The sequence below is a fragment of the Streptomyces zhaozhouensis genome (assembly GCF_900230195.1).
Lineage (GTDB): Bacteria > Actinomycetota > Actinomycetes > Streptomycetales > Streptomycetaceae > Streptomyces > Streptomyces zhaozhouensis.
Genome location: NZ_OCNE01000001.1, coordinates 153,237 through 169,001, shown reverse-complemented (window position 1 = coordinate 169,001; position 15,765 = coordinate 153,237). Strand labels below are relative to the sequence as shown.

At 72.5% G+C, this 15,765-nt stretch carries 16 protein-coding genes; 11 read left to right on the top strand and 5 right to left on the bottom strand.

Annotation, left to right across the window (positions count from 1 at the left end; genetic code table 11):
• The first annotated feature begins 79 nt into the window (after window positions 1–79).
• The 4 genes from rpsA (at window position 80) to CRP51_RS00820 (ending at window position 3,733) form a co-directional block, all read left to right on the top strand.
• Window positions 80–1,585 (top strand): 30S ribosomal protein S1, encoded by a 1,506-nt coding sequence (gene rpsA / locus CRP51_RS00835; protein WP_097228949.1) that lies wholly within the window; start codon window positions 80–82, stop codon window positions 1,583–1,585.
• Window positions 1,586–1,749: 164 nt separating this feature from the next.
• A complete protein-coding gene (locus CRP51_RS00830; protein ID WP_097228948.1) occupies window positions 1,750–2,697 on the top strand; it encodes a proteasome assembly chaperone family protein in 948 nt (315 codons plus the stop codon).
• 14 nt (window positions 2,698–2,711) lie between these two features.
• The gene (gene coaE / locus CRP51_RS00825; protein WP_097228947.1) at window positions 2,712–3,314 is read left to right on the top strand and encodes a dephospho-CoA kinase; all 603 of its coding nucleotides are present in this window, start codon (window positions 2,712–2,714) and stop codon (window positions 3,312–3,314) included.
• A 62-nt stretch (window positions 3,315–3,376) separates the two neighbouring features.
• Window positions 3,377–3,733, top strand: a complete 357-nt coding sequence (locus CRP51_RS00820) for a hypothetical protein (protein ID WP_097228946.1) — start codon at window positions 3,377–3,379, stop codon at window positions 3,731–3,733.
• A 148-nt stretch (window positions 3,734–3,881) separates the two neighbouring features.
• Here CRP51_RS00820 and CRP51_RS00815 read toward each other — a convergent pair whose 3' ends face one another.
• Window positions 3,882–5,126 (bottom strand): FUSC family protein, encoded by a 1,245-nt coding sequence (locus CRP51_RS00815; protein ID WP_097228945.1) that lies wholly within the window; start codon window positions 5,124–5,126, stop codon window positions 3,882–3,884.
• Between the two features lie 166 nt (window positions 5,127–5,292).
• Entirely contained in the window at window positions 5,293–5,526 is a 234-nt protein-coding gene (locus tag CRP51_RS00810; protein WP_097228944.1) for a hypothetical protein, read from the bottom strand.
• 106 nt (window positions 5,527–5,632) lie between these two features.
• Between CRP51_RS00810 and CRP51_RS00805 the strand changes: the two genes are divergently transcribed.
• The 6 genes from CRP51_RS00805 (at window position 5,633) to CRP51_RS00780 (ending at window position 10,864) form a co-directional block, all read left to right on the top strand.
• Window positions 5,633–6,277, top strand: coding sequence for a nucleoside/nucleotide kinase family protein (locus CRP51_RS00805; protein ID WP_097228943.1), 645 nt, complete (start codon window positions 5,633–5,635; stop codon window positions 6,275–6,277).
• Window positions 6,278–6,386: 109 nt separating this feature from the next.
• Entirely contained in the window at window positions 6,387–6,827 is a 441-nt protein-coding gene (locus CRP51_RS00800; protein ID WP_097228942.1) for a DUF6224 family protein, read from the top strand.
• 149 nt (window positions 6,828–6,976) lie between these two features.
• Window positions 6,977–7,426 (top strand): type II toxin-antitoxin system PemK/MazF family toxin, encoded by a 450-nt coding sequence (locus tag CRP51_RS00795; RefSeq protein WP_097228941.1) that lies wholly within the window; start codon window positions 6,977–6,979, stop codon window positions 7,424–7,426.
• Between the two features lie 38 nt (window positions 7,427–7,464).
• Window positions 7,465–9,000 (top strand): 3'-5' exonuclease, encoded by a 1,536-nt coding sequence (locus CRP51_RS00790; RefSeq protein WP_097228940.1) that lies wholly within the window; start codon window positions 7,465–7,467, stop codon window positions 8,998–9,000.
• A gap of 111 nt (window positions 9,001–9,111) precedes the next feature.
• A complete protein-coding gene (locus CRP51_RS00785) occupies window positions 9,112–9,828 on the top strand; it encodes a PIG-L deacetylase family protein (protein ID WP_097229398.1) in 717 nt (238 codons plus the stop codon).
• Window positions 9,829–10,222: 394 nt separating this feature from the next.
• A complete protein-coding gene (locus tag CRP51_RS00780; RefSeq protein WP_097228939.1) occupies window positions 10,223–10,864 on the top strand; it encodes a M23 family metallopeptidase in 642 nt (213 codons plus the stop codon).
• Window positions 10,865–10,904: 40 nt separating this feature from the next.
• On the opposite strand, the gene CRP51_RS00775 is transcribed toward CRP51_RS00780, so the two are convergent.
• The 3 genes from CRP51_RS00775 to CRP51_RS00765 all read right to left on the bottom strand — a co-directional run bounded on the left by CRP51_RS00775 (window position 10,905) and on the right by CRP51_RS00765 (window position 13,447).
• The gene (locus CRP51_RS00775) at window positions 10,905–11,531 is read right to left on the bottom strand and encodes a hypothetical protein (RefSeq protein WP_097228938.1); all 627 of its coding nucleotides are present in this window, start codon (window positions 11,529–11,531) and stop codon (window positions 10,905–10,907) included.
• A 325-nt stretch (window positions 11,532–11,856) separates the two neighbouring features.
• Window positions 11,857–12,402 (bottom strand): methylated-DNA--[protein]-cysteine S-methyltransferase, encoded by a 546-nt coding sequence (locus CRP51_RS00770; RefSeq protein WP_245880290.1) that lies wholly within the window; start codon window positions 12,400–12,402, stop codon window positions 11,857–11,859.
• Window positions 12,403–12,511: 109 nt separating this feature from the next.
• Window positions 12,512–13,447 (bottom strand): glycerophosphodiester phosphodiesterase, encoded by a 936-nt coding sequence (locus CRP51_RS00765; RefSeq protein ID WP_097228936.1) that lies wholly within the window; start codon window positions 13,445–13,447, stop codon window positions 12,512–12,514.
• Between the two features lie 162 nt (window positions 13,448–13,609).
• On the opposite strand from CRP51_RS00765, the gene uvrB reads away from it, so the two are divergent.
• A complete protein-coding gene (uvrB, locus tag CRP51_RS00760; RefSeq protein ID WP_097228935.1) occupies window positions 13,610–15,736 on the top strand; it encodes an excinuclease ABC subunit UvrB in 2,127 nt (708 codons plus the stop codon).
• Window positions 15,737–15,765: the final 29 nt, after the last annotated feature.

Genomic DNA, 15,765 nt, shown 5'->3' with positions numbered 1-15,765 from the left:
TGTCCGGCTGCAACGATGCGATAGTGGTCTTCGGCGTAGCAGTGCCTACCAATATGTCCGTACCGGAGCCCTTTACCACATGACGAGCAGCACCGAGACCACCGCGACCACGCCGCAGGTAGCGGTCAACGACATCGGTTCCGAGGAAGCCTTCCTCGCCGCGATCGACGAGACGATCAAGTACTTCAACGACGGCGACATCGTCGACGGCGTCATCGTGAAGGTCGACCGGGACGAGGTCCTGCTCGACATCGGTTACAAGACCGAGGGGGTCATCCCCTCGCGCGAGCTGTCGATCAAGCACGACGTCGACCCCAACGAGGTCGTCGCCGTCGGCGACGAGATCGAGGCCCTTGTCCTCCAGAAGGAGGACAAGGAAGGCCGCCTGATCCTCTCCAAGAAGCGCGCCCAGTACGAGCGCGCCTGGGGCACCATCGAGAAGATCAAGGACGAGGACGGCATCGTCACCGGTACCGTCATCGAGGTCGTCAAGGGCGGCCTCATCCTCGACATCGGCCTCCGCGGCTTCCTCCCGGCCTCCCTGGTGGAGATGCGCCGGGTGCGGGACCTCCAGCCCTACGTGGGCAAGGAGCTCGAAGCCAAGATCATCGAGCTGGACAAGAACCGCAACAACGTGGTCCTGTCCCGCCGCGCCTGGCTGGAGCAGACCCAGAGCGAGGTCCGCCAGACCTTCCTCACCACCCTCCAGAAGGGCCAGGTGCGCTCCGGCGTCGTCTCCTCCATCGTCAACTTCGGTGCCTTCGTGGACCTGGGTGGCGTGGACGGCCTGGTGCACGTCTCCGAGCTGTCCTGGAAGCACATCGACCACCCCTCCGAGGTCGTCGAGGTCGGCCAGGAGGTCACCGTCGAGGTGCTCGACGTCGACATGGACCGCGAGCGCGTCTCCCTGTCGCTGAAGGCCACCCAGGAAGACCCGTGGCAGCAGTTCGCCAGGACGCACCAGATCGGTCAGGTCGTGCCCGGCAAGGTCACCAAGCTGGTGCCGTTCGGCGCGTTCGTCCGGGTGGACGAGGGCATCGAGGGCCTGGTCCACATCTCCGAGCTGGCCGAGCGCCACGTGGAGATCCCGGAGCAGGTCGTCCAGGTCAACGACGAGATCTTCGTCAAGGTCATCGACATCGACCTGGAGCGTCGTCGGATCAGCCTCTCGCTGAAGCAGGCCAACGAGAACTTCGGCCCCGACCCGATGGTGGTCGAGTTCGACCCGACCCTGTACGGCATGGCGGCGTCCTACGACGACCAGGGCAACTACATCTACCCCGAGGGCTTCGACCCGGAGGCGAACGACTGGCTGCCCGGTTACGACAAGCAGCGCGAGGAGTGGGAGCGCCAGTACGCCGAGGCGCAGACGCGCTTCGAGCAGCACCAGGCGCAGGTCATCAAGTCCCGCGAGGCGGACGCCCAGGCCGAGGCCGAGGCCGCCGGCGGCGGCGGCGGCCAGCAGTCGGGCGGCGGTTCCGGCGGCGGCTCGTACTCCTCCAGCCCCTCGGAGGACTCGGGCGCCCTGGCTTCCGACGAGGCGCTCGCGGCGCTGCGGGAGAAGCTGGCCGGCGGCCAGAGCTGACCCAGCCCCCACGGGGCTGAAGAACCCGTGAACGAGGGCCCGTCTCCCCTGGGAGGCGGGCCCTCGGTGTTTCCTCCCGTTTCTTTCCGGGGCATGGTGGAATGCCCCGGCGGGCAGGGACGTTGATCCGTCAGACGCGAGACAACGGAAGGGGAACGGGGACAGTGCGTGATCCACAGGAGTTGTACGCGTGGGAGCCCGACGGGATCGCCAGGGTCGAGGAGGCGGTCGGCGCCCCGGACAGCGCGGGGCCCGTGCTGCTCTACCACTTCGACGGGTTCATCGACGCGGGGGACACCGGCGGCCAGTTGACCGAGCAGCTGCTCGAACTGCCGGGCGCGACGGTGGCCAGGTTCGACCACGACCGCCTTGTCGATTACCGGGCGCGGCGCCCGTCCATGACGTTCCACCGTGACCGGTGGACGTCCTTCGAGCAGCCCACGGTGGAGCTGAGGCTGGTCAGGGACGCGACCCACCAGCCGTTCCTGCTGCTCACCGGGCCGGAGCCGGACACGGAGTGGGAGGGGTTCGCCGCGGCCGTGCGGCAGATCGTGGAGCGGCTGCGGGTGCGGCTGGCGGTCAGCTTCCACGGCATCCCGATGGGCGTCCCGCACACCAGGCCCGTGGGGCTGACCCCGCACGGGAACCGTTCCGAGCTGGTGCCCGTGGGGCGTTCGCTCTTCGACGAGGCGCAGGTCCCGGGCAGTGCGGCGGCGCTGGTCGAGCTGCGGCTGGAGCAGGCCGGGCACGACGTGCTGGGCGTGGCCGCCCATGTGCCGCACTACATTGCGCGCTCCCGTTACCCGGACTCGGCGCTGGTGGTGCTGGAGGCGATCACCGCCGCCACGGGGCTGGTGCTGCCGGAGGCGGTGCACACGCTGCGGGTCTCGGCGCTGAAGACGCAGGACGAGATCGAACGCGAGCTGGCCGAGGGCGAGTCGGACCTGGTGGCCGTGGTGCGCGGGCTGGAGCAGCAGTACGACGCGGTCGCCGGGGCCGCGACCAGGAGCAGCCTGGTGGCCGAGCCGGTGGAGCTGCCGTCGGCCGACGAGCTGGGCGAGGTCTTCGAACGCTTTCTCGCGGAGCGCGAGGACGGCGACGGGCAGCCGTAGCGTAGCCTGCGGCCATGGTGGCAGTGGGGCTGACCGGCGGCATCGGCGCCGGCAAGAGCGAGGCGGCGCGCGCCCTCGCGCGCCGGGGCGCGGTGATCGTGGACTCCGACGTGATCGCCCGCGAGGTGGTCGCGCCGGGGACGCCGGGGCTGGCGGCGGTGGTCGCCGAGTTCGGCGAGGAGGTACTGGCGCCGGACGGTGCGCTGGACCGTGAGCGGCTGGGGCGCGTCGTCTTCGCCGACGACGAGCGCCGCCGGGCGCTCAACGCGATCGTCCACCCGCTGGTGGCGCGCCGTGCGGAGGAGCTCCAGTCGGCGGCCGGCCCCGGCGCGGTGGTGGTGCACGACGTTCCGCTGCTCGCCGAGGAGCGGCTGGCGCACCGCTACCGGGCGGTGATCGTGGTGGACGCCTCGGACGCGACGCGGCTGGCCCGGCTGACCGGGGGGCGGGGGATGAGCGAGGCCGACGCCAGGGCGCGGATGGGTGCCCAGGCCGGCCGCGAGGAGCGGCTGGCGATCGCCGACTTCGTGCTGGAGAACGACGGGTCGTTGGACGAACTCGACGCCCGCGTCGAGAAGTTGTGGCCCCGGCTGGTGGCGCTCGCCGCGTCGGAATGAGCGGTCGGGAGATGCATCCGTACCGTGGCGCGGCGGGTGCCCCGGGAGCTACCGTAAGTGGCATGGACCTTGACTCGGCCCTTGCCCTGGTGACCGCGGCGGCGGGCAGCGTCGCCACCGAGGCCGGGCGGCACGCCTGGGACTCGCTGATGTCCCTGACCCGTCGCATCACCGGCCGGCCGGAGCCGGTCGACCCGGGGGACGAGGACGCGGTGCGGGTGCTCGTCGGGCGGATCTCCGACCGTGCCGAGGCGGACGAGGAGTTCGCCCACCAGCTGCGCGACTGGGCGCGCACCTACCAGTCGGCGGTGGACGCCCGGCACTCCCAGGTGCGCAACGAGATCTCCGGGGACGCGCGGATCACCGGTCCGGTTGTGCAGGCGCAGAACATCACGGGACCGATCACCTTCGGTTCCTGAGCGTTCGCCGACGGGACGTCGACCGAAGCCGACGCGTGCCCGACCGAAGACGACGCCGCGCCGCCGTGTGCCCGACGGAAACCGCGCGGAAGCGGCCGCGCGCAAGCCGGCCTCGCGGAAGCCGGCCGTGCGGAAGCGCGCCGGGGCCTCAGCCGGCGCGCAGGCGCTGGAAACGGCGCTCGACGCCGCTGCGCACCCGGCGCATCCGGCGGCGCACGCGGTGCATCCGGGGGTTGCGCTCGCGCTCCTCGCGGGAGACGCGGTCCAGCTCGGCCGCCAGCTTGGTGGAGCGCTTCTCGCTGTCCAGCTCGTCGAGGAGCCGGTCGACCTCGGCGAGCATCGAGCCGTGCCACTGCCACTGCTTGGGGTGCTCCTGCACCCGGGCCAGCAGCAGTTGGGCGACATGCTCCCGGCTGACCCTGGCCGCGTCCAGCTCCACCTCGAGGAACGCCTCGGCCTCGTCGGCGTCGCTGCTGACCTGGCTGGTGATCAGGGTTGCGTAGCTGTCGACCGCTCCGGCGAGGTTGCTCAGCAGCTCCCGGACGGCGGGTGCCACGTCCTCGGGGAAGAGCGGTTGGTCGCCCCGGAGGGCCGAGAGGTCGGTGAGGTTGCGGGAGAGGGTGCGCAGGATGACCGCGCAGACCTCCAGGGTGTCGAGGCCGGTGCGCAGCACGATCCTGGTCAGCACCGGCTCCTTGGCCCGCGGGTTGAAGCGCAGGCTCTCCTCGGCCTGGGTGAGCGAGGCGTCGACCTGGGCCACGTCCTGGTCGAGCTGGCGCGCCTCCTCCAGCTTCTCGGCGAGCGTCGTCAGCCGTGGCTCGCGCTCGCTGGCCTCCTCGCTCAGCCGCACCAGCAGCTGGCGCATCCGCCGGGCCTGTTCCTCGATGTCGTCGCCCGCGGAGCGCACCCAGACGGGCGGAACGAAGACCAGGTTGAACAGCAGCCCGACGACCGCGCCGATCACCGTCTCCACGACCCGGTCCAGGGCGGTCTCCGCGACCTGGGTCACGCCGAGCACCAGCATCGCGCTGATCGCGACCTCGGGAACGAACTCGCTGACTCGCACCAGATGGCCGGCGGTCAGCGCCGAGAGGATCAGCAGCCCCAGGCTCCACCAGCTGAGGCCGACCACCGAGCTGAAGGCGGAGGCCAACAGCACGCCCGTCACCACCGCGTTGACGCGCCGCACCCCGGTGGTGAGGGTGGAGTAGAGGGTGACCTGCACGACCAGGAGCGCGGTGAGCGGGGCCAGCAGCGGGGCGGTGACGTTGGTCAGCCAGAGGGCGGCCATGTAGGCGAGGGTCGCCGCGGCGGCGGACCGGACGGTCTGGATGCCCACGGGCTCGGCGCGCCGCTTGGCGAGGTCGATGATCTGTTCGGAGACATCCGGCATCTGTCTCCCCTTTCGCTCCTCTGTGGTGTTTTTGGAAAACACCTGACAAAAGATGTCATCTGACGGGTCCAGAGGAGCGAACCCCGGGGAGATCTGCGCGTCCCGGGCGCCGGGCCGGGGCCGACGCCGGGTCCGGGGCCGGGAGCGGTGGGGGGACGGGGGCGGGTCAGGGCGTGCCGGTGAGCCGCATCAGCGTGAGCATCTCGTTCTGCAGCTCGGCGGTGAACGGCTCGTCCTCCGGCCGTTCGTCCTGCCCCATGGGGACGGCGAGCCGCCCGCCGCCCGTCAGCCACGCGTTGAAGGCGCGCATCAGCAGGATGAACTGGTCGGCCGGTAACCGGGCGCGCAGCGCCTCCACATAGGGGACGAGCTGCGGGGGATCGGTGGCGTCTTCGGTCATGGATCTATCGTGCGGTGCCGGGCGCGTGGAGGGAAGAACGCGCCTGGGCGGTGAAGCGAGCGCCGGCTCGTGCGCCCGGGTGCGGGGGGCGGGTGATGATGGGGCCATGCGACTGGAGGCGATCACCCGGGAGAGACTGGCCGCCGCTCTCGCCGAGGGGGTGCTCGCCGCCGGCGGCGCGCCGGACGCCTGGCGGCGGGTGCTGGTCGACGGGGCGCCGGCGGCCGGCGGCGGCCGGCTGGCCCGCGAGGTCGCCGACGAGTTGCGGCTGCGGGGCCGTTCGGCGCTGGTGGTGGACGCGGCCGGCTTTCTGCGCGCGGCCTCGCTGCGCTACGAGTTCGGGCGGCGGGACCCGGACGCGTACCGGGAGTCGTGGCTGGACGAGGGCGCGCTCTGGCGCGAGGTGCTGACGCCCCTTGACCCGGGGGGCAGCGGCCGGGTGCTGCCGGACCTCTGGGACGCGGAGCGCGACCGGGCCACCCGCAGCGCCTATGTCGCGCTCCCGCCGGGCGGCGTGCTGCTGCTCCACGGCGCCTTTCTGCTGGGGCGATGGTTTCCCGCCGATCTGACCGTCCATCTCGCGCTCTCCGAGGGCGCGTTGCTCCGGCGCACCGCGGAGGGGGAACGCTGGACCGTGCCGGCCTTCGCCCAATACGACGCCGAGGAGAGCCCGCTGGAGTCCGCCGACGTGGTGGTGCGCATGGACCACCCCGCGCGCCCGGCGTGGACGGGGCTCCCGGGGCGCGCCTGACCGCCGCGCGCGCCCGGGCGTGAAGTCGCCTCACGGGGCCCCGTTCCGCCCGGGAGCTGACACACTGGGTGTTCGTACCGTCAGCGCACAGTGATCAGGGAGTTGGGGCGTGGACGACACGGTCAGGCCGTACACCAGGGACGAAGTGCTGCACGCCGTGGCGCTGATCAAGGCTCATCTCGCCGAGGACGAGGAGGGGGTGCGGGCCCTTCAGGACGAGTCGGACGAGAGCGCCCGGCAGTGCGCGCGGTCCATGTTCGCCCTGGCGCACCTCATCGTCTTCGGGCAGGTCATCCCGGACATGTGGGTGGTGCGCCAGAAGGTCGACTTCGGCGACACCGGACGCGTCCCCGAACTCAACCTCGCCATCCACGTGTTGAAACGCATGGAGGAGCGCGTCGCGCTCGCCCACGTCCACCCGGTGGTGGGCGCGCTCTCGGCGGGCGACGTGATGGACCTGATCGTGCAGTGCACCGGGACCAGCATGGCCGACGTGCCGCGCTTCCTCGACGGCGTCCGGGAGCGCGTCCTGCACTCCATGGAGCCCTGAGCGCACGCGGACGGCCGGACGCGCCGCGGGGCCGAGCGGGCATCGCGTTCCCACCCCCAACGGGGCTCCGAGCGGCCGGATTTCGACCGTTCCCCACGGTAGGGCCCGCCACTGACAGCGGCGCGGGACGACGGCGATACCGTGGGCGCATGGACAGCACCCAGTCAGACGAGATACATGGCCGCCATGGCGCCGCCGCCACGGTCGAGGTCGAGCCGCGCGGGATCGGGCAGGTGCGCACCGCGTACGCGCCGGAGCCGGACGGGGACCCCGACCCGGGCGAGATCGTCTGGACGTGGGTGCCCTACGAGGAGAACGACGGCCGGGGCAAGGACCGCCCGGTGCTGGTGGTGGCGCGCGAGGAGGGGCGGGAGACGTTGCTGGCCGTCCAGTTGACCAGCCAGGACAAGGACCACGACGACGAGTGGCTGCCGTTGGGCGCCGGCCCCTGGGACCGCACCGGCCGCGACTCCTGGGTCCATCTGGACCGTGTGCTGCGCGTGCACCCCGACGGGATGCGCCGGGAGGCGTGCGCGCTCGACCGCGCGCGGTACAACCGCGTCGTGCACAACCTCCAGGCGCGCCACGGCTGGCGCTGAGCCCCGGCCCGCGCTCCCACCCGCCCCCCGGAACTCCCATGCGACCCGACACATCCCCCGGCACATCCGATGCGTTCGACGGCCCCACCTCCCCGGGCGACCCCGGCACCGGCGCCGTTCCCCGTCCCCATCCCCTGCACGGTCACCGCTATGTGGTGCTCGACTGCGAGACCACGGGCTTCGACCCGGAACGCGGCGACCGCATGGTCTCGCTCGCCCTGGTCACCGTCGTCGACGGCCGGATAGCCGACCGCTGGACCAGCCTCCTCGACCCCGGCCGCGACACCGGCCCGGTCCACATCCACGGCATCACCAAGGCCGAGAGCACCACGGCACCCCGCTTCGCCGCGGTGCTGCCCGAGATCGACCGCCGACTGGAGGGCGCCGTGCTGGTGGCCCACAACGTCGGCTTCGACCTGCGCTTTCTGGCCATGGAGCTGGAGCTGGCCCACGCGGGGCCGCCCCCGGCCACCAGCCTCGACACCCTCACGCTGGCCCGCCGCTACCTCCCCGAGCTGGCCAACCACCGGCTCGCCACCTGCGTCGCGTCCCTCGGCGTGCCCCACCGGGCGCACCGTGCCGACTCCGACGCCGAGGTCACCGCCGTGCTGCTGCTGCGGCTGCTGGACCGCGCCGCCGAGGACGGGCACACCGGCCTCGAAGGGCTCGTCGAGCCCAGCGACGAGGTGCTGCGCCGCGAACGCCGCCGGCGTGCCCGGTGCGACGCGGAGACGCCGGGCCTCAGCGCGGCGCACCGCGACGCCCACGAGGTGATCGCCGCCTGGCGCGGCGGCGTGGGCGCCTGGCGCACGGCGCTGCGCACGCTCCAGGGCGAGGAGTGCCCGGAGGCGGGGCGGCTGTGGGGCTGGTTCGGCGGGACGCTCACCTCGCCGACCCCCGCGTTCGGGCGCCCCCGCCCGGAGTGGGCGCGCGAGGCCCTGCGCACCGCGCTGGACCTGCTGCTCGACGACCCCGCGACCCGCAGGGACGACGTGGCGCAGCCGGTGGCCTGGCTGGCCGCGCTCGACCAGGGCGCGGAGAGCCCCGATCACCTGCTCGGGCTCTTTCCCGACACGGCGGCCGCGATCGCCGCGCTGCCGGACTGCGGCCGCTGCTGGTCCTGCGCCACGCTGGGCCTCTGCGCCACGGGCAGCGCGGGCGCCGCCCTGGTCTCGCACTACGGCTCCGAGCCCGCCTGGGCCGACGAGCTGGCCTCGGCGCTCCCGGTGCTGCGCACCGCGGGCGACCTGGCCGCGCTGGGCCGCGCCGCCCGTTACGCCGGTCAGGGGCTGGAACGCCGGGGGCGCGTGGACGAGGCGATGCGCCTGTGGCAGTGGGCGGTGGACGAGGGCGCGCGCGACCCGGTGGTCTTCAACCGGCTCACGCTCTGCCACGAGCGCCTGGGGGACGACCGCGCGGCGTTGGCCCTGTGTGAACGAGGTCTCACCCACCGCCGTGACGAGGGGGCCCGCGCGGTGTGGGACACCCTGACGCGGCGCGCGGAACGCTGCCGTGCCCGGATCGCCGGACTGCCGGTTCCGGCGGTTTCCGAGCCGGAGCCCCTCGAAGGCTGATCCGCTCACTAGGTTCTTCTCCTGGGCGGGGAACGGGCGCCGCGTCCGTTCCTCGTCCGAGGCGACATTCCGACCCGGAGGAGACCGAAGGTGACCGAGCAGCTGACCCCGATGCCCCTGGACTGGCGACGTGGCCTGGCCGTCGTGGCCCACCCCGACGACCTGGAGTACGGGGCGTCCGGCGCCGTCGCCGAGTGGGTGGAGGGCGGCAGGGAGATCGCGTATGTGCTGGTCACCCGAGGCGAGGCCGGGATCGACTCCCTCCCTCCCGAGGAGTCGGCCCGGGTGCGGGAGGCCGAGCAGATGGCCGGTGCGGCGGCCGTCGGCGTGCGGACGGTGGAGTTCCTCGACCACGCGGACGGCGTGATCGAGGAGGGCCCGGCGCTCCGCGCCGACCTCGCCGCCGCCGTGCGCCGGCACCGGCCTGAGCTGGTGATCACGCTCAACCACCGCGACACCTGGGGCGGCAACACCTGGAACACCCCCGACCACAGGGTCGTGGGCCGCGCCGTGCTGGACGCGGTCGGCGACGCGGGGAACCGCTGGATCTTTCCCGAGCAGCTGGGGGAGGGCGGCCTGGAGCCGTGGAACGGGGTCCGCTGGGTCGCGGTGGCGGCCTCGCCCCGGTCGACCCACGCCCAGGTGCTCGGCGACGCGGCCCTGGAGCGCGGCGTCGCCTCGCTCGTGGCGCACCGCGCCTATGTCACCGGGCTCGGGGAGACGGATCCCGAGGGCTACGCGCGGTCGCTGCTCATCGGCGGCTCGGAGCGGGAGAGCGAACGGTTCGGCGGGCGCCGCTGCACCCCGTTCGAGCTCTTCCCGCGCTGAGGACCGCGGTTCCCTCCTGGCCGGAATGCGGATTTCCTGGCCCCTTTCTGTGGCGCTCGACACAGCCATTTCCGCGCCTACGAGAGTGCTTAGCAGAAAAGCGTGACCAAGGTCCCGGGACTTTCGTCACGAGGCGCCAGGGGATTCCGCCGGGATCGGCGAACGACCTCCGGGTATTCGGGACTCGGTGCAGGTCACCATGGTGGGAAGTGAGAGGCGCGGCCCTTTCTTCGGTGGTGGTGATCGGCCTGTCCAGGGCCTTAGGGCCCTCTTCTCCCGCTACGGCCCCGCTTCGTAACAGAGCTTCTTGTGCCGGGCTGGATATCCCGTTATCAAGGATGTTCACCCGGCTGGTTCCGGTCGGGATGCCCCCGAAAGCGGAGGTTGTTCTTCCATGCCGAACACCCACACGACCACCACCCCGTACCGCGCCCCGAAGTCGCTCCGTGCCCGCGCCGCCGCCGCCGTCGCGGCCGGCGTCTGCGCCACGGTGGCCCTCTCCGGCGCGGCCGTGGCGGCCGAGGGCGCCGGCAAGACCGATGCCCGCGAGGCCCCGCAGGCCACCGAGGTCGTCGAGAGGAACCACGCCCCGGCCGCCGAGAAGCCGAAGGCGAGTGACTGGGTGTCGCCGATCTCGGGTGACTACGAGCTGTCGGCGACGTACGGCAACAGTGGTGACCGCTGGACCAGCAAGCACAGTGGTCAGGACTTCGCCGTGCCGACGGGTACCGAGGTGTCCTCGGTGCACGAGGGGACCGTGGTGAAGGCCGGTGGCAACGGTGCCGGTGACGGTCCCGCGTATGGGAACGCGGTCGTGATCGATCACGGTGATGGCACGTTCAGCCAGTACGCGCACCTTTCCGAGGTGGACGTGGCCGTGGGTGATCAGGTGAAGACGGGCGAGGAGATCGCGCTGTCCGGTAACACGGGTAACAGCAGCGGCCCCCACCTGCACTTCGAGATCCGCACGACCGCCGACTACGGCACCGCCATCGACCCGATGAAGTACCTGCGCGACCAGGACGCCGATGTGTGACCCGGTCGGCGGGTGAGTCCGACCCGACGGCGCCCCGCGGTCAGAAGCCGCCCGGGGCGCCGTCCCCTTCGGCGGTCTCTCGCGCCTCGCACTCCTCGCGGAGCGCCGGATAGGCCGCCGCTATCGCGTCCCGGCACCGCCCGGTGAGCAGCCGCCGGCCCTCGGCCCGGCTCTCGCCGGGCGGCAGCGCGTGCAGCAGCTCCGCGTGCGGCGCCAGTTGCTGGAGCAGCCAGCTCACCTCCCACCGCGCCAGCTCGGCCGGCTCCAGTTCGTCGACCGAGACCGCCCGCGGCCGGTGGCCCCAGGAACGGGCGGCCCGGCTGGCGTCCCAGAGGTTCCGGTGGGCCACCGCGCGCTCCGCCAGCTCCGCTTCCGCCAACCGGGGGACCGCGAGCCGCGCCGCCCGGATCGCCGCCAGCCCCTCGGCCCTGCGCCGGGCCTGGGCGTCGCGCTGCGCGCTGGCCCGCCGTCGGCGCAGCTCCCGCGCGGCGACGAACTCCGGCAGCTCCTCCGTCCGCCTGACCCGGTCGCTCCGGTACAGCTCCACCGGGCTGCCGCGGTCCGGCTCGCCGAGGAACGCACGCACCAGCAGCGGCGTCCAGCCCCGGGCCCGGAGCGCGTCCATCGAGCAGTAGGTGATCGCCGGCCGATCCTGGGACAGCGTCATCGTCGCCCTCCTCACGCTGGACGCCAGTATCGGTGCATATCCGCACTGATCGCCTCCCGGGAGGAGGAGCCGGGCCCCGCCCCCGGGCCGTCCGGCCGCGCGCCTCCCACCCTGCGGGAGGGCCGCCGGCGCCCCCTGCCGACTGCCGCCCGCCGCCCTTCGGCCACGGGCGTGGGCCACGGGCTTACGCGCCCGGCGGGCCACGGGCCCCCGGCTTACGCGTCCCGCGGGGCCGTCGACGCCGGCCGGCGTCTCGTGGGGGAGCGGCCGCCCGTCAGCGCGTCGGTGCTCGGTCCGCCGTGTCTGGCCGGCCGACCGGACCGGCTCAGAAGAGCGGACTGGGCAGCACCCCCTCCAGGGCCAGCAGCCGGCGCTTGGTCTCCAGACCGCCACCGAAGCCGCCTATGCCCCCGTCGGAGGCCACCACCCGGTGGCACGGCACCACCACCGGCAGGGGGTTGGCCCCCATCGCCGCGCCCACCGCCTGCGCCGCGCCCGGCTCGCCGACCCGCCGTGCCAGGTCCTGGTAGGAGACGACGCTCCCCAGCGGCACGCCCGCGGCCAGCTCACGCAGCACCCGCTCGGTGAACCCCGAGGCCAGCGACCAGTCGAGGGCCAGCTCGAAGACCCGCAGCCGCCCGGCGAAGTAGGCCGCCAACTGCTCCGCCGCCTCCGTCAGCACCGGGTGGTCGCCGGGCGAGGGGGCCGGCCGCGCCCCCAGCCCCCTGGCCAGGCCCGACAGCGCCGCCGGCACCCGGCGCCGTTCCGCGTGGAAGACCACCGACACCAGCCCCAGGCCCGTGGCCGCCAGCAGCAGCGGACCGATCGGTGTGCGCTCCACCGACCAGACGCAGCCCTTCTCCTCACTCATGCCGGGGAGCATAGAGGGCGGCACTGACAACGCCCCGGGAGTCTTCGGGTCCGGGAGCGCCGTCCGCGTCGCCCTCACGCCACCGGTCGGCGCCGGTGCCCGCCGTGTCTCAGTCGCGCAGCGCGGCCCGCACCACGTCCGGCACGTCGGAGATGATGCCGTCCACCCCGAGGCCGGCGACCCGGGTGGCCAGCTCGCCGTCGTTGACGGTCCAGGTGTAGACCTTCAGCGGGCGGCCGTGCGGGCCGCGCAACGACTGGACGCTCGCCACGTACTCCGCGGTGAGGTCGGCGTGCCGGGGGTTGATCTGGTCGGCGAACTCCGCGTACTCGGCGATCCTGTCCACCGGCGGGGTGCCGAGGAAGCCGGTCTCCACCCGGGGGGCCAGCTCGTGGACCGTGCGCACCGAGTCCGCCTCGAAGCTCTGGAGCACCAGCCGCTGGCCCGGGTACCACTCACGCAGCCAGCCCTGCTCGTCCAGCTCCTCCAGGATGTCGGCCTCGATGCCCGGGTAGAGCGAGGGGGACTTCAGTTCGAGCAGCAGCCGCTGCCGGTTGCCGTCCAGCTCGTCGAGGAACTCCTCCAGCGTCGGGACCGGCTCGCCCGCGAACTCCTCGCCGAACCAGCTGCCCGCGTCCAGCCGCGAGATCTCCTCGGCGGTGAAGTCCTCCACCCGCCACGGAGCCCGGTCGGGGAAGACCTCCTCCACGTCGGTCGTCCGGTTCAGCGTCTCGTCGTGCATCAGCACCAGCTCGCCGTCGCTGGTGCGCTGCACGTCGGTCTCCACCCAGGTGGTGCGGGTCTGGGCGGCTGCCTCGGCGGCGGCCAGGGTGTTCTCCGGCGCGTAGCCCGAGGCGCCCCGGTGGGCCACCACCAGCGGGTCGTCGTCGAAGCCGAGGCCCGTGGTCGCCGCCGGACGCACACCGTCCGTCGACGCGGCCTCGGCGCTGTGGGGGGAGAGGCCGGGCAACGAGGCGACCGGCATGACGGTGAGGGCCACCGTGCCCAGGGCCCAACCGATCCAGCCGGAGGTGGTGCTGCTCATGGGGAACTCCTCGTAATCCGTGTGGGAACGCGGGGAGCCTGCCCGGCCGGGGGAAACCGCCGGGTACGCGGCCGATGACTGTCAGTTGAACAGCGTGAGACCTCGGGGGGCCGTCCGCCGGCATCGACACGGTTGTCAGTGGGGGGTCGTACGGTGGGGTCCATGCGGCCCGTATCGGATATCCCACGCACGTCGACCCCCTTCGAGGTGGTCAGCCCTTACCAGCCCAGCGGCGACCAGCCGGCGGCCATCGCCGAGCTGGAGAAGCGCGTCTCGGGAGGTGAGAAGGACGTCGTCCTGCTCGGCGCCACCGGCACCGGCAAGTCGGCGACGACGGCGTGGATGATCGAGCGTCTGCAGCGGCCGACGCTGGTGATCGCGCCGAACAAGACGCTGGCGGCCCAGCTGGCCAACGAGTTCCGCGAGCTCCTGCCGAACAACGCGGTCGAGTACTTCGTCTCGTACTACGACTACTACCAACCCGAGGCGTACGTCCCGCAGACGGACACCTACATCGAGAAGGACTCCTCGATCAACGAGGAGGTCGAGCGGCTGCGGCACAGCGCGACCAACTCGTTGCTCACCCGGCGTGACGTGGTCGTGGTCGCCTCGGTCTCCTGCATCTACGGCCTGGGCACGCCGCAGGAGTACGTGGACCGGATGGTGCCGCTGCGGGTCGGCGAGGAGATCGACAGGGACGCCCTGCTGCGTCGCTTTGTCGACATCCAGTACGCGCGCAACGACATGGCGTTCACCCGGGGCACCTTCCGGGTGCGGGGCGACACCATCGAGATCTTCCCGGTCTACGAGGAGCTGGCCGTCCGGATCGAGATGTTCGGCGACGAGATCGAGGCGCTCTCCACCCTCCACCCCCTCACGGGCGAGGTCATCTCGACCGAGGACCACCTCTATGTCTTCCCCGCCTCCCACTACGTCGCCGGGCCCGAGCGCATGGAGCGGGCGATCGACGGGATAGAGAGCGAGCTGACGGGCCGGCTGGAGACGCTGGAGCGACAGGGCAAGCTGCTGGAGGCCCAGCGGCTGCGGATGCGCACCACCTACGACATCGAGATGATGCGCCAGATCGGCACCTGCGCCGGCATCGAGAACTACTCGCTCCACATCGACGGCCGCGAGACCGGTAGCCCGCCCTACACCCTGCTCGACTACTTCCCCGACGACTTCCTGCTGGTCATCGACGAGTCGCACAACACGGTGCCGCAGATCGGCGCCATGTACGAGGGCGACGCCTCCCGGAAGCGCACCCTGATCGACCACGGCTTCCGGCTGCCCTCGGCGCTGGACAACCGTCCGCTGCGCTGGGAGGAGTTCCTGGAGCGGATCGGGCAGACGGTCTACCTCTCGGCCACCCCGGGCTCCTACGAGCTCTCCCGCGGCGACGGCGTCGTGGAGCAGATCATCCGCCCGACCGGCCTGGTCGACCCGGAGGTCGTGGTCAAGCCCACCGAGGGGCAGATCGACGACCTGGTGCACGAGATCAGACTCCGCGCGGAGCGCGACGAGCGCGTCCTGGTCACCACGCTCACCAAGAAGATGGCCGAGGACCTCACCGACTACTTCCTGGAGCTGGGCATCCGCGTCCGGTATCTGCACAGCGACGTCGACACCCTGCGCCGGGTCGAGCTGTTGCGGGAGCTGCGGGCCGGCGAGTTCGACGTGCTGGTCGGGATCAACCTCCTCCGGGAGGGCCTCGACCTGCCCGAGGTGTCGCTGGTCGCCATCCTCGACGCCGACAAGGAGGGGTTCCTGCGCTCCGGTACCTCGCTGATCCAGACCATCGGCCGCGCCGCGCGGAACGTCTCGGGCCAGGTCCACATGTACGCGGACCGCATGACCCCCGCGATGGAGAAGGCCATCGACGAGACCAACCGTCGCCGCGTCAAGCAGTTGGCGTACAACGAGGAGCGCGGCATCGACCCGCAGCCCCTCCGGAAGAAGATCAACGACATCGTCGCCGCGATCGCCAGGGAGGACGTGGACACCCAGCAGCTGCTGGGCACGGGCTTCCGCCAGCCGGTGGAGTCGGCCAAGGGGAAGGCTCCCGTGCCCAGCGTCCCCGCCGGCGGCGGCAGGGCCGGCGGGAAGAAGGAGCCCAAGGAGCTGACCGACCGCCCGGCCGCCGAGCTGGCCGAGACGATCGAGCAGCTCACCGAGCGGATGCGGGCGGCGGCGGCCGAGCTCCAGTTCGAGATCGCCGCCCGGCTGCGCGACGAGGTCTCCGAGCTGAAGCGGGAGCTTCGGCAGATGAAGGAGGTCGGCCTGAGCTGACGCCCGGGGCTCCGCCCCGGCCAGGCGGG

Excerpts from the sequence above, each read along its gene's own strand:
- CRP51_RS00765 (WP_097228936.1), bottom strand. The coding sequence starts at position 13,447 with ATGAGCAGCACCACCTCCGGCTGGATCGGTTGGGCCCTGGGCACGGTG.
- uvrB (WP_097228935.1), top strand. The coding sequence starts at position 13,610 with ATGCGGCCCGTATCGGATATCCCACGCACGTCGACCCCCTTCGAGGTG.
- CRP51_RS00790 (WP_097228940.1), top strand. The coding sequence starts at position 7,465 with ATGCGACCCGACACATCCCCCGGCACATCCGATGCGTTCGACGGCCCC.
- coaE (WP_097228947.1), top strand. The coding sequence starts at position 2,712 with ATGGTGGCAGTGGGGCTGACCGGCGGCATCGGCGCCGGCAAGAGCGAG.
- CRP51_RS00770 (WP_245880290.1), bottom strand. The coding sequence starts at position 12,402 with ATGAGTGAGGAGAAGGGCTGCGTCTGGTCGGTGGAGCGCACACCGATC.
- CRP51_RS00780 (WP_097228939.1), top strand. The coding sequence starts at position 10,223 with ATGCCGAACACCCACACGACCACCACCCCGTACCGCGCCCCGAAGTCG.
- CRP51_RS00820 (WP_097228946.1), top strand. The coding sequence starts at position 3,377 with ATGGACCTTGACTCGGCCCTTGCCCTGGTGACCGCGGCGGCGGGCAGC.
- CRP51_RS00795 (WP_097228941.1), top strand. The coding sequence starts at position 6,977 with ATGGACAGCACCCAGTCAGACGAGATACATGGCCGCCATGGCGCCGCC.
- CRP51_RS00775 (WP_097228938.1), bottom strand. The coding sequence starts at position 11,531 with ATGACGCTGTCCCAGGATCGGCCGGCGATCACCTACTGCTCGATGGAC.
- CRP51_RS00810 (WP_097228944.1), bottom strand. The coding sequence starts at position 5,526 with ATGACCGAAGACGCCACCGATCCCCCGCAGCTCGTCCCCTATGTGGAG.
- CRP51_RS00785 (WP_097229398.1), top strand. The coding sequence starts at position 9,112 with ATGCCCCTGGACTGGCGACGTGGCCTGGCCGTCGTGGCCCACCCCGAC.
- CRP51_RS00815 (WP_097228945.1), bottom strand. The coding sequence starts at position 5,126 with ATGCCGGATGTCTCCGAACAGATCATCGACCTCGCCAAGCGGCGCGCC.
- rpsA (WP_097228949.1), top strand. The coding sequence starts at position 80 with ATGACGAGCAGCACCGAGACCACCGCGACCACGCCGCAGGTAGCGGTC.
- CRP51_RS00805 (WP_097228943.1), top strand. The coding sequence starts at position 5,633 with ATGCGACTGGAGGCGATCACCCGGGAGAGACTGGCCGCCGCTCTCGCC.